The sequence below is a fragment of the Corynebacterium sp. HMSC068H04 genome (assembly GCF_001811255.1).
Lineage (GTDB): Bacteria > Actinomycetota > Actinomycetes > Mycobacteriales > Mycobacteriaceae > Corynebacterium > Corynebacterium hesseae.
The window spans coordinates 34,284-46,832 of the sequence record NZ_KV804023.1 but is presented as its reverse complement, the minus strand read 5'-3'; the positions used below and the strand labels follow the sequence as shown (position 1 = coordinate 46,832).

11 protein-coding genes, 1 tRNA gene, 1 other RNA gene and 1 pseudogene are annotated in these 12,549 nt (G+C 60.7%); 12 read left to right on the top strand and 2 right to left on the bottom strand.

The features are described from left to right. Positions 1-2: 2 nt before the first annotated feature. Positions 3-1,334 (bottom strand): hypothetical protein, encoded by a 1,332-nt coding sequence (locus HMPREF2792_RS11785; protein WP_070533819.1) that lies wholly within the window; start codon positions 1,332-1,334, stop codon positions 3-5. A gap of 58 nt (positions 1,335-1,392) precedes the next feature. On the opposite strand from HMPREF2792_RS11785, the gene gluQRS reads away from it, so the two are divergent. The 6 genes and pseudogenes from gluQRS to HMPREF2792_RS13080 all read left to right on the top strand — a co-directional run bounded on the left by gluQRS (position 1,393) and on the right by HMPREF2792_RS13080 (position 6,064). Next, positions 1,393-2,325, top strand: coding sequence for a tRNA glutamyl-Q(34) synthetase GluQRS (gene gluQRS / locus HMPREF2792_RS11780; protein WP_070533873.1), 933 nt, complete (start codon positions 1,393-1,395; stop codon positions 2,323-2,325). Positions 2,326-2,395: 70 nt separating this feature from the next. Further along, complete coding sequence (locus HMPREF2792_RS11775) at positions 2,396-3,967, top strand: cation:proton antiporter (RefSeq protein WP_070533817.1); 1,572 nt, start codon at positions 2,396-2,398, stop codon at positions 3,965-3,967. A 48-nt stretch (positions 3,968-4,015) separates the two neighbouring features. Continuing rightward, complete coding sequence (locus tag HMPREF2792_RS11770) at positions 4,016-4,351, top strand: hypothetical protein (RefSeq protein ID WP_070533815.1); 336 nt, start codon at positions 4,016-4,018, stop codon at positions 4,349-4,351. Positions 4,352-4,625: 274 nt separating this feature from the next. Further along, positions 4,626-4,991 (top strand): VOC family protein, encoded by a 366-nt coding sequence (locus tag HMPREF2792_RS13495; protein ID WP_070533813.1) that lies wholly within the window; start codon positions 4,626-4,628, stop codon positions 4,989-4,991. A 216-nt stretch (positions 4,992-5,207) separates the two neighbouring features. Beyond that, positions 5,208-5,677 (top strand): annotated as a pseudogene (locus HMPREF2792_RS11760) (IS256 family transposase); the annotation flags it as partial. 141 nt (positions 5,678-5,818) lie between these two features. Then, positions 5,819-6,064 (top strand): hypothetical protein, encoded by a 246-nt coding sequence (locus HMPREF2792_RS13080; RefSeq protein WP_158011605.1) that lies wholly within the window; start codon positions 5,819-5,821, stop codon positions 6,062-6,064. Positions 6,065-6,520: 456 nt separating this feature from the next. Here the strand turns inward: HMPREF2792_RS13080 and HMPREF2792_RS11755 are convergent. Next, a tRNA-Ser gene (locus tag HMPREF2792_RS11755) sits at positions 6,521-6,609 on the bottom strand. Positions 6,610-6,776: 167 nt separating this feature from the next. Here HMPREF2792_RS11755 and ffs point away from each other — a divergent pair. The 6 genes from ffs to recR all read left to right on the top strand — a co-directional run bounded on the left by ffs (position 6,777) and on the right by recR (position 12,536). Continuing rightward, positions 6,777-6,875: signal recognition particle sRNA small type (gene ffs / locus HMPREF2792_RS11750), an RNA gene on the top strand. A gap of 81 nt (positions 6,876-6,956) precedes the next feature. Beyond that, a complete protein-coding gene (locus HMPREF2792_RS11745; RefSeq protein ID WP_070533811.1) occupies positions 6,957-8,228 on the top strand; it encodes an aspartate aminotransferase type Ic in 1,272 nt (423 codons plus the stop codon). A gap of 85 nt (positions 8,229-8,313) precedes the next feature. Beyond that, positions 8,314-8,790 carry a suppressor of fused domain protein gene (locus HMPREF2792_RS11740; protein ID WP_083306439.1) on the top strand — a complete coding sequence of 159 codons (477 nt, stop codon included), beginning with the start codon at positions 8,314-8,316 and terminating at the stop codon, positions 8,788-8,790. Positions 8,791-8,822: 32 nt separating this feature from the next. Next, on the top strand, positions 8,823-11,327 hold the full coding sequence (locus tag HMPREF2792_RS11735; protein WP_070533809.1) for a DNA polymerase III subunit gamma and tau: 2,505 nt from the start codon (positions 8,823-8,825) through the stop codon (positions 11,325-11,327). 57 nt (positions 11,328-11,384) lie between these two features. After that, on the top strand, positions 11,385-11,765 hold the full coding sequence (locus tag HMPREF2792_RS11730; RefSeq protein WP_070524027.1) for a YbaB/EbfC family nucleoid-associated protein: 381 nt from the start codon (positions 11,385-11,387) through the stop codon (positions 11,763-11,765). A 114-nt stretch (positions 11,766-11,879) separates the two neighbouring features. After that, positions 11,880-12,536: a recombination mediator RecR gene (recR, locus tag HMPREF2792_RS11725; protein WP_070524029.1), complete on the top strand. Its 657-nt coding sequence runs from the start codon at positions 11,880-11,882 to the stop codon at positions 12,534-12,536. Positions 12,537-12,549: the final 13 nt, after the last annotated feature.

The following is a 12,549-nucleotide window of genomic DNA, read 5'->3' as shown; positions in this document are numbered from 1 at the left end:
GCTTAGGCCTTCTTGCGTAACTCCTCGAGCGCGCGGGAATTTCCGGCTGCCTCAAAGAGGTTGAACGCAAAGTGGTACATCTTGCGCGCAGGCTCGGCCGCGTCGGCGGAGGTGTAGCGATCACCCAGAAGCTCAGCAACTTCCGCCATGGCGTTGTGCTCAGAGGGCGTCGTGGCTTCGGCGGCGGGATGGCGCTCTAAGAAGTCGAGCAGAACCTGGGTGGATTTATACATGTCCTGCGCCTGCGAGCGCAGGCTCTCGGAGTACAGGACGGTCCACCTAGCGGACACGGGCAGGCTCTGGAGCTTGAGTGAATCCACGTAGCGGGAGGCCAGGATGTCATAGGCTTCCTCAGGGGCACGGTGTTGCACGTCGAGGGTCACGGTCTTGAGGATCGAACGGAGCTCGCCGTCGAGGTCTCCGTAGCGCTGATACTCGCGGGCAGCAGCGGCGAAGCAGGCCACGCGTTGCTCCATATCCGTAGCGGAGTGCTGTGCAGCATCGCTGTAAAAGCGGGCCAGCATCGGTGCCGGAAGCTGCTGGTATTCCTCATCCGCGCGCGCGTTGGACAGGATGGTGAAGGAATGCGCAGCAACGCGCTCGCAGTCGGCGGCAGAGCCTGATGCCCACAGCGCGCCCACGGCGGATTCGAGGATGGTGCGGAGGATGTCACCCATCGTGGCCCCTGCTCCGTCGAATTCTCCCGCGGTCACGGCGTCGTTGATAGCCACGAATTCAGCAGCGTGTGCTTTCGCTTCGCCGCTCTTGGCGGATTCTAGGCGCTCTTGGAGCTCGGCCAGCGAGACGTTGTTGCCGAAGCTCGAGGATGGGCTATTGGCGTCGGCTGAAGCATCCACGCTGGCGGGGGCGGACTCGGAGAAGTCCTTGTGGCTTGCTGCGATGCGGGCGGCGGCAATCTCATTCAACGCCGTGTCATCGCCAGCCGCGGCTGCCTTGGCGGCGAACTTCTCTGCTTCCTCGGTGTCGTTGTGATCCAGCCATGCGCGGGCGACGCGGGTATAGCCTGCGGCCACCAGCGATGGTTGTCCGGTCAGCGCGCCGAGTGCGGCAATGGTGAAGGAATCGTCGACGTTCTTGATGGTGCCGGCGGCCACGCGGAGGGTCTCCCGGGCCTCCAAGTAGAGGGCGGCGGGAACGGCATCTTCCAGGCTGCCTAGGAAAGTATCATCTGCGAGTACTCGGTTAATCTGCTCATCAATGTGGGCGGACTCATCGGTAGGGAGAGAAAGCCCCGGAGCCTGGGCGCGCGCATAGGCGAGCATTTTTTTGGCGTCGGCAGAATCAAGCAGGGGATACGTCGCATCAGAAGCCATGGGGGAGAGTCTAGTAGAGGACTTCGGCGCGCGCGGGGCTCCTCGTAGACTGGTGGCCATGGATTCTCTTAGCCCCGCCGGACGCTACGCCCCGAGCCCGTCCGGCGATCTTCACCTGGGTAACCTGCGTACGGCGTTGCTGGCCTGGCTCTACGCCCGGAGTAGCGGGCGCCGCTTCCTTGTGCGCGTGGAGGACATTGACACGCAGCGCTCCTCGCGGGAGGCGGCGCAGCGCCAGCTGGAGGACCTCGCTGCGCTCGGCCTGGACTGGGACGGGGAAGTCATCTACCAGCAGGATCGCTACGCGGCTTATGAGGAGGCCTTGGCGCAGCTTCCTACCTACGAGTGCTATTGCTCGCGCAAAGATATCCAGGAAGCCTCCCGCGCGCCGCATGCCATCCCTGGGCAGTACCCGGGGACGTGCCGTGCGCTTAGCGACGATCAGCGGGCCGCCAAACGCGCCGAACTCGCCGCTCAGAACCGCGTGCCAGCCATACGCTTGCGTGCCGACGCCTCCTCCTTCACCATCCACGACGCCCTCGCCGGCGAGTACACCGGGGAAGTGGATGACTTCATCCTGCGCCGCGGCGGCCAGCCCCCGGCGGATCCGAACCGGGGCATGGACTGGGCCTATAACCTGGCGGTTGTTGTCGACGATGCCTTCCAAGGCGTCGATCAGATCGTGCGCGGCGATGACTTGCTGTCTTCTGCCCCGCGTCAGGCATACTTGGCGCACAAGCTGGGCTATCCGGAGCCGGAGTTCGTTCACGTGCCGCTCGTGCTCAACGCTGAGGGTGTGCGTTTGTCCAAGCGCGATGGGGCGGTGACCCTGCGTCAGCTGCTCGAGGGGCACGATAGGGATGCGGGGGACGTCGTCAAGCTCTTGGCCCACTCCTTAGGGTATGAGGCCTCTTCCGTACAGGAGCTGTGCCAACAGTTTCAGCCGGAGAAGCTATCGCGGGAGGCCTTCGTCTGGGATGGCGCTGTGTAACTGCTCTCCCTCGCCGGCCGCACAACGGTAGTCTGAGAACAGAAAAACTTAAACGGGGAAAGAAGCGCGTATGGAAGTTTTATTTGTCCTTATTGGCCTGATGCTGTTGACCGTCATTGTCATGGCGGTGGGGGACAAGATCGGGCTTCCCTGGCCAGCGCTTCTGACCATCCTCACGGCGGTGGCGGTTTCGGTATACGCCACTTTTTCGAATGGCACATTCGAGTTCGCCGTACCCGCCGACCTCATTCTTCCGATCTTCTTGCCGCCATTGCTGTGGGCGCTGGCAAGGAGAACATCGTGGGGTGTTATTCGTGAGCAGTGGATGACCATCCTGGCTCTGTCCGTGCTGCTTGTGGTGGCTACGACCCTTGCGGTGGGATTCACCGCTCGCGCATTCATGCCGGGCTTGGGGCTAGCTGCAGCCATCCTTATCGGCGCCGCGATTGCCCCGCCGGATCCGGTGGCCGTCGAGGCTGTGGCAGAACCTGCCGGTATCCCACGGCGCATCATTTCCGTGCTGCAGATCGAAGGCCTGTTTAATGATGCCGCGTCTATTGTGGCCTTCCACCTCGCCTTGGAAGCCGTGACGAGTTCGGGTGAGATGCACGCCGGGGAAGCGGTGACGCGTTTCCTCTACTCCGCGGCTGTAGCCGCCATCCTCGGGCTCGTCGTGGGGCGCGTGTCTTCGTGGTTCGTCGGCGCGGTTCACGAGGTTGTTGCTCGCAATGCCTTGACGTGGGTGATTCCTTTTGCCGTGTACATCGCCGCGGAGGAGCTCGGCGCCTCCGGTGTCATCGCGGTGGTGATTGCCGCGGTGGAACTGCACTCCCGCGCACCGATTCAGGCGGAGGATCGCCTCTCCGGCCAGTCATTCTGGGAGACCGTTGAGCTACTTTTCACGGGTGTGGCTTTCGGCCTCATCGGCCTGACCGTGTTCAGTGCCATCGACGCCGCGGGTGCGGACCTCTGGCACGCGGTCATCATCGGCGTCATCCTGTCCGTTGTTGCCTTCCTCGTGCGCTTGGTGTGGATGTACGCCTTCTATCTCATTAATAGGCGCCGCGGGAAGCCACGCCTGGCGCCGCTGCGCCTGCAAGAAGTGCTGCTTATGACGTGGTCCGGCATGCGCGGTTTGGTGACTCTTGCGCTGGTTCTGTCTGTTCCGAGTAGTTTGAGCTTCTACAACGAGTTGACCGTTATCGCCCTCGTGGTGCTGCTCATGACCATGGTGATTCCCGGCCTGTTGCTGCCGTGGCTTATGCGTCAGCTCGACCTCACCACGTATTCGCAGGCAGCCACGGATAAGATGCGCGCGACCATTACCTCCCGCGCGCGTAAAGCCGGCATTGCTGCGATGCGCGCGAAGCATGAGGAACTGGACCCCGACACTGCGGCAAATATTGCCCAATGGTTTGAGGACCGCCTCGGCGAAGACGAGGATGGTGAGGACGCTACAACTCGTCTGCGCATGGCCATCGAGGCCCGTGAGGTGGCCCTCGCGGCACGGCGAACAGCCCTCGCCGGCGCCCAGCAAGAGTTGCTGCGCCTGCGCCGCGATAGGGAATTCAACCCGATGATTGTGGACGAAGTGCTTGCCGACGTCGATCGGATGTCCCTCGGCGCAAAGAAACACAGTTGAGGGGAGTGCTGATCCGTGACTAAGAATGAGGGCGAGAGGAGCGAATCAATGGACGCCTATGAGTACGCCCAGCTGGAAGACGGCCTGGATTACCTCTACGACTTCTTCGATGCTGACTTGGAGGAGCGCGTGCGCGCCGGGCGTGAGCTGTTGCCAGAAGGCATGGAAGCCATCTTGGGCGACCACACCCTGGAAGACTACGTCTGGTTGTGGATCAAAGAACCTGGCCCCCGCGGCTTCCGCCAGTTCCTGCGCGATGGCGGCTATGACGAGGCCGAGGTGAAGGAGGCTTTCCTGCTCGCCCGCACGGAATGGGGCATGAACACCCCGCCGCACGTGGAGTGGCTCAAGGAAGACGGTTTCGAGGCCCCCGAGTTCGAGTAGGGGCGGTTGACCATGGGCGTTCGATGGAGGCGCCTCCCTTAGCCGCAAAGGAACCAAAGTACTGACACCTTATGCGAAACTCCGCATGCAATCACCTGGGGTTTTCCTGCCTGGGCCCCGCAAATGGTGCCTTTGCTTTGGTTCCTTTGCTTGAAGGCTTCAAGCCACCGCATGAAGAATCCAATAGCCTCGACTTCTAATACCGCACACGTGCAAAGGGGATTTGGAATAATCGCAACAAATCTTTGGCCCAGCGAGAAAGGTTATTCCAATCATGCGATTCGATCATTTGACCATCTTGACCCGCAATATCGAAGCCTCATGGGAGTTCTACCATCAACTTCCGAACTCCGAAGCAAAGCCATTGTCTGCTGAAGAAGGATATTTTGAAGTGTCGTTTGATGACAGCGTAATTGGCGTATTCGATTCTTCAGTTTTTGCTTCAGCCACTAACACTAGTCCGGCAACCCCCGGCGGAGCAGTAATCCAATTCTCTGTCGAGGACGTCGACGAGTACTGGAGTCAACTCCCAGATTCCTATCGCGAGACTTCTGCCTCACCCAAGAAAATGCCATGGGGTTCGTACTCCGCCTACATTTCGGATCCAGACGGAAACATCTTGGAGTTCTATACGTGGTGAAGTCAGTTTGCTGCTTCGCAGAAATCGGCTTCTGAGAATTAACGGCTTAAGGGACTTTTCGTGTGGATAAACCGATACGGATTCCCAAGGCGGCCTGGGATAATACGGTGATCTTGATTTTGAATCGGTTCCAACAGCCTGATCGGTGAAATCGACATCGGATAGCCATAGACCTGTGGTGGGAGGACTGCTGCTGGTGCGGTAATGCCAATTCATATGGCTAATAGGAATCGGCTGTCGTGCGATATGTGCGGCCACTTTCTGGTTAAGAACAACAAAACTGCGGCAGGACCCCAAGGCCGGCTATGCCCTTAGTGCAACGTTTTCATCGATTAACACCCGCGCACACCAGTGAGATTCGGCATTTTAAAATCTTTATTGACTGGGTCCTTTCTGGGGAATCCGCAGACCACTTGGCCAAACGCCTTGGGATAACAAGGCGGACTTTGACCCGGTGGTTTAAGCTGCTGTGGTTTATCATCGTGCTAACAGCAGCAGATCCCTATCGTGTCTATGACCAGGTCTTTATCGACGGCACCTACTTTCACAAGAAATGCTTGCTGGTAGCCTGCACCGAAACGCACGTCATCGCCCGACATTGGTGCCTGCGTGAAAGCTCAAACGAGTACCTGAAACTGCTCGACAAAATCGCGGAATCGTACATCGTTACCACCGACGGGTCGGGGGAGTGAACCTTTGCTGATCGGTGGTTGGGTTCCACAGTGCCGACTAATGGCACACACCTATTTTCCCTTTCATGCACTCTTCAAGCCATAGAACCCGAGAAGAGTATACGAAAGTTCCAAATTTAGGTGGGGGGATCAATTGTGAGTAAAGAATTGTTATTCTCATGGGGATTCCTGCCTTCGGGCGATGACGGAAGTTGTAAGGAAGATGCGGAAATGAAACTATTTAAAGTCTTTACCCTTGTCATTCTCATTGCAGGCGCTTTGTTGTGTATAGCGGGCTTATTTTGGGAAACTCGGCTTACTAATCTTGGGCTTCCTATGGCCCTTCTAGGAATAGCTCTTTCAGTTGCTGCATCAGCTAAAAGGAGAAGTAAAGAGCAATAGGAATATGCTCAGTCTAGGTTTTGTCATATAGAAAGACGCCGACTCATTGAAGACTGAGGTAGCGCCTTGCCGGTTGTTGTCTGTCAGCTCAAGCAAGTAGAAGCCCCTAGCGGCAAGGCGTAGGCGATTTCGGAAGAGATACCATGCGACAGCACGGTCGACATGATCACAAATATTCCACCCATTCCTGGCTACCTCTTAGCCAAACAGCTCATGGGATATCTCGCTGTCCGCAGTCGTATCGACAATAGTCGCCTACGACTGCGGGAAACTCGGCCTACGTGGTTAAGAAGAAGACCACGCGCAACCCTAGGATTTGCAATACCAGCCGAAGAAATGGCCGAACTCCAAGGCTATGCCAACGAAATCTAAAACCGTGTTTCCACGACCGCTAGAATCGGCCACCTGCGCATGAAGAAAAGTCCCCTGGATGATGACATCCAGGGGACTTTCTAATGGCGGAGGATAGGGGATTTGAACCCCTGAGGGATGTGACTCCCGCACGCGTTCCAGGCGTGTGACATAGGCCGCTAGTCGAATCCTCCGCTGGAAAACATTACATGAGCCCCCTAATGAAGCAAAATCGCCAGGTCAGGGCGAAAAACTTAAGAATTTAGTGGCTTGAGGTGGGGAGTGTGCTTGGAAGCGGAGTGGGGAGCTGGGTGGCGGGGGAGCGGTTTGGCGTCGGCAAGCAAGGCGCGCTAGGCTAGACCGCAGGATTCCGCGTGGCGTCCATCCTCTGAACTCCCCCAGGGCAGGAATGCAGCAAGGGTCAGGAGGCTCTGGCGGGTGCGCGGGGTCCCCTTTTTGTATGTATGCCATCACACGGGGGATGTGACGGGGCGTTAGTATGGTTGCCATATGCCCGCACTACGTCCCGGAAGGAAGACGGATGTCTCTTCTTAATCTTGAAAAGTCCGAGCTTGATGAGCTTGCCGCGCAGGTGCGCAAGGACTACGAGGCCCTCAAGGCTGAGGGGTTGGATCTTGACTTGACCCGCGGTAAGCCGTCCAAGGCCCAGCTGGATCTGTCTAATGACCTGCTCGTCCTGCCGGGCCGTGGTCACTACACCGACGCTGCCGGCAATGACCTGCGCAACTACGGCAACCAGAAGGGCATCAAGGAGCTGCGCGATCTGTGGGGCAAGCTCACCAACATGGACCCAGAGCTCCTCGTCGCGGCGGACTCTTCCTCCCTGAACATCATGTATGACCTCATCCTGTGGGCCTACACCTTTGGCACGAACAGCTCTGAGAAGCCGTGGTCCAAGGAGGAGACCATCAAGTGGATCTGCCCCACCCCGGGTTATGACCGCCACTTTGCCATCACGGAGTCCTTCGGCTTCGAGCTGATTTCGGTGCCGATGGAAGAAGATGGCCCGGACATCGAAGCAGTCGAGGAGCTGGCCAAGGACCCGCAGGTTAAGGGCATGTGGGTTGTGCCGATGTTCTCCAACCCCACGGGTGCCGTCATCTCGGAAGAGAAGACCCGCCGCCTCGCTGCGATGGAGACCGGCGCACCGGACTTCCGCATCGTGTGGGACAACGCTTATGCCGTGCACACGCTGACCGAGGACTTCCCGGAGGTTCTGCCGATTCTGGAGATTGCGGAACAGGAAGGAAACCCGGACCGCTTCTGGGCTATGTCCTCGTCGTCGAAGATCACCTTCGCTGGCTCCGGAGTGAGCTTCTTCGGTTCCTCCGAAGACAACCTCGAGTGGTACCTGGAGCACGCCGGTATCCGCGGCATTGGCCCGAACAAGATCAACCAGCTTGCGCACTACGAGTTCTTCGGTTCCGCCGAGGGCGTGCGCGCGGTTATGCGCCGCCACGCTGCGCTGCTGGCGCCGAAGTTCGAGGCGGTTCTTCGCATCCTGGATAAGAACCTCACCCACCATGAGATTGCGGACTGGACCCACCCCAAGGGCGGCTACTTCATCTCCCTCAACGTGATGGAGGGCACCGCCACCCGCGTGTGGGAGCTGGCCCGTGACGCCGGCATTCTCCTGACCCAGGCTGGTTCGGCGTACCCATACGGCGAGGACGCCAAGGACCACAACATTCGCTTGGCACCGTCCCTGCCGCCGCAGGAAGAAGTCGAGGCAGCAATGGATGGCGTGGCCACCTGTGTGCTGCTCGCCGCAGTAGAGAAGCTGGGGGCATAAGGCAATCAACTCCGACGAGACGGCCTACTGGCTCGACCAGATCATCCCGGCTGACCTCGAGTTCAGAAATGTCGAGGGGCAGCGCTTGGGCTTAGCCTCGCTGGAGGGTGAGCAGTCCCTCGCGGTCACGTGTGGCTTCGCCGATGTCGATACCGGGCTGGCGCATGCCGAGCAGGGGATCGATGTGCGCTGCGAACTGCTCACCGTTGCACGCACCGGCCAACCGGAGGTTGCTGCCGCGGTGAGCGCGGCAGCGGCATTGCTTAAACAAGCCGCAGGGCTGCTGCCCGCGCAGCCGGGCTTGCTCTTGCCCAAGCTTTTTGCGGAGGATGACGAGCGCTTCGCTCATTTCAGCGTGCGCCATGGCATGCTCATCGCCCCATACCTGTGGGGCGGACAGACCCCGCAGCTGGCGGAAAAGGAGCGCCTGACGCTGGTGTGCCAATTGCTCATGCTAAGCGATGCCGAGTATGCCTACGCCGTTGAGGAAGGCGTGCCGGCGCTGCAACAAGCGGTGGCTGAACAAGGCATCGATCTGCTGGATTGGAAGCGCTCAGAGTGACGTGTCGGGTTGAGACGCTACACTGACTAACCGTGGCTCTTTACCGGAAATATCGTCCAGCAACCTTCGCGGAAGTGGTAGGCCAAGAGCAGGTCACCACGCCTTTATCCGCCGCCCTCGACGCAGGGCGCATTAACCATGCGTACCTCTTTTCCGGCCCGCGTGGCTGCGGAAAGACGTCGTCGGCGCGCATCATGGCCCGCTCGCTGAATTGTGAGCAGGGGCCAACCTCAACGCCGTGCGGCGTGTGCGATTCGTGTGTCTCGCTGGCCCCGGGTGGCCCGGGCAACCTCGATGTCACGGAGCTCGACGCCGCCTCCCACAACGGTGTGGAGGATATGCGCGAGTTGCGTGACCGCGCCTACTACGCGCCGGCGGAGTCGCGCTACCGCATCTTCATCATCGATGAGGCCCACATGATTTCTGCCTCCGGTGCGAATGCCTTGCTCAAGGTTGTCGAGGAGCCGCCGGAGCACGTCATCTTCATCTTCGCCACGACGGAGCCGGAGAAGATCATCGGCACCATCCGCTCGCGTACCCACCACTATCCCTTCCGCCTGTTGACCCCGCCGGCGATGAAGGGGCTGCTGGAGCGCACCGTGGCCTCGGAGAACGTCCACGTGGATGACACCGTGTACCCCATGGTCATCCAGGCAGGCGGGGGTTCGCCGCGTGATACGTTGTCCATCCTGGACCAGCTGTTGGCGGGTGCCGGGCCCGATGGCTTGACCTACGAGGTAGCCCGCCCGCTTCTGGGTGTTACGGACGTGGGGTTGCTGGATAACACGGTGGATGCCCTGGCTAACCAGGACAAGGCGGGGCTTTTCCGGCTTGTCGACGATGTCATTGAAGCCGGCCACGAACCTCGCCGCTTTGCCATCGACCTGTTGGATCGCTTGCGGGATCTGATGATCCTGCAAGCCGTGCCCTCAGCATTGGAGGAAGGTCTGGTCTCGGCGCCGACTGATCGCGGGGAAGTCCTTACCGCCCAAGCGCAGCGTTTCTCCGGACCGCAGCTGGCCTACTTGGCGGAAACCGTCAACGAGCGCGTGTCCTCCCTGCGGGGTGCAACGTCCCCGCGCCTACTTCTAGAAATCCTCTGTGCCCACTTGATCGTTGGCTCCGCCCCCGCTGCGGCAGCTGCCGGTCAGGTACCCAGTTCCTTGCCGCAAGGTGCGGGGGCACAGCCTTCCGCACCCGCTGTGCAGGGCTCCGCGCCTGCGCAGCGCCAGCCATCTGCGGTCGCTAGCGCGCAGGATCCCGCTGCCGCCGCCGCGGCTATCATCGCGCAGCGTCGCAGCCGTCAGGCGGCGAAGCAGGAGGCCCAGCAACAGCAACCACAGCAGGCCGAGCGGCCCCAAGAACCAGCCCAGCCTCAAGAGGCGCAGCAACAGGCGCCGCAGCAACAGGAGGCTCAGGAGCAGCAACCTTCAGCCCCCGAGGCCTCGCAGACTCAGGCGCCGGAGCGTCCTGCACAACCGGAAGTGCAGCCTGAGCCGCAGCAGGAGCAGCCGGAACAGCCGCAGCCATCGGAACAGCCTGAACAACAGGAACAGCAACCTGAGCCTGAGCAGCCCCAGGACCTCGCCGCGGAGATTCGCGGGCGATGGTCTGATCTGCGCGCCACGATTGGGCGGCGTAATAAGGTCGCTGAAATCATGCTCGCCGAAGCCCGTGTCCTCGGCGTGCGGGATGAGACTCTCGTCCTTGGACACACCACGGGCGCGTTGGCTGAACGCATCAATTCACCAGGCACCAATGAGGTCATCGTGACTGTCCTCAAGGAAGAGCTCAGCCGAGAACTGAAGGTCACGTGTGTTATCGGTACCGACCCGAAGGCGCACGGTTTCACGGTGCCAGAGCCCACCCAGCGCACCCAGTGGAATCCCAACCAACCGCAACGTGAGGCCGCCGAGCCCGACGAGGAGGCAGAGAGTCCGGCAGCGAAGGAACCCAACAACGCCAGCGATGATCCATGGGGCGCGCCGCGCCAAATCGGGCAGCAGGCTCCGTCGTCTGAAACGACGAAGGAGCAACCCCAGCCCCAGCACGGTGTGCGCGAGAAGGCAGACTCGCGCCCGCCGGCAGAACCACAGCGGTCGGAGGCCGCCCCGCGCGGGGCGGCGGTGCCCCCAAAGAGGGAGGCCCGTGGCAGCCAATGGCGATCACGCATCGCGCAGGCGACCCAGGTCGCAGCCCAACGCGATGAAGAGTTTTCCAAGGTTCCCAAGTTCGGCAACGGCGTTCCGCTGCCGCCGGAGCCGGGCCCGGACGAAGGCGAGTTCGAGGCCCCACCGGAGGAGTACGGCCCGCCGGCGGGGGCGAATGGGGCGTCGGAAAGCGCAGGCCACGCGTCTGTTTCGTCGCAGCAGTCAGCGCCCCAGCATGCGCCCGCACCGCAGCCGGAGTACACCCGCGCGGATGAGGAACGCGAGATGATGGAGGCCGCGCAGAGCGCCGGAGAGATGGACCACCGCAACGCCACGGAGGTCGCCATGGAGCTCCTCGCGCAGGAGTTGGGAGCGCGGCGACTGTAGCGCGGCATCTGTACACTTGGCGCGTAGTGAAAATAACCGCACGAAAGGACTTTTAGCATGACTGAGAACGATCCGATGCAGCAGGCAAATGACATGAACGAGATCCTGGCGCAGGCCGCTCGCGTCCAGGCTGAACTAGAAAAGGCACAGAAGGAAATCCTGGCCGCCACCGTCGAGGGCAGCGCAGGCAATGGCCTGGTGAAGGTCACCATGACCGGTGGCGCTGAGCTGCAGAGCATCTCCATTGATAAGTCCGTGGTGGACCCGGAGGACATCGATACCCTCCAGGACCTCATCGTCGGCGCCTTCAAGGAGGCCCACGCCGCAGCTGGCCGCCTGGCACAGGAGAAGATTGGCCCGCTGTCCCAGGGCATGGGCCAGTCCCAGCAAAACTATGATGGTCCGTCCATCCAGGATGTCTTCGGCGGTAACCAGTAAGCCGCGCGTTAGACTTAAAGGCCGTTGTTGCTCTCTTCGCGGAGGGCGGCGCGGCCTTTTATTGTGTCTCCGGCCGTCAAGGTCGTGGGGATTGTTAAGTGAGGGGAGCATTGCGTGTTTGAAGGACCACTGCAGGATCTCATCGATGAGTTCTCGCGCCTGCCGGGGATTGGCCCGAAGTCAGCGCAACGCATCGCCTTCCACGTTCTGCATCAAGACCCGGAGGAGATCGATCGCCTTCAGAAGGCACTGGGAGCGGTGCGTGATGGTGTGACTTTCTGCCGCATCTGCTGCAATATTTCCCGCGAGGAAGTCTGCCGCATTTGTGTGAACTCGCAGCGCGATGCTTCTACTATCTGCGTGGTGGAAGAGCCCAAGGATATCCAGGTCATCGAGCGCACCGGCGAATATAACGGCCGCTACCACGTACTGGGCGGCGCGCTCGACCCGCTGGCCAACGTGGGCCCGAAAGACCTCAACATCTCGCAACTGCTGCAGCGCCTCGGCGGCGTACTACCGGACCGAGAGCTTGCGGATTCCACCCCGGAAGAGCCGCTTTACGACGATTCCCCGGACATCACCGAGGTCATCCTCGCCACCGATCCCAACACAGAAGGCGAGGCCACCGCGGCCTACCTCGTGCGCCTGCTACGAGATTTCCCGGGACTGAAGATCACGCGCCTGGCCTCCGGCATGCCGCTGGGAGGCGACCTTGAGTTTGTCGATGAGCTGACGCTTTCGCGTGCGTTGAGCGGCCGCCTGACTGTTTAATCGCGAAGTTTCA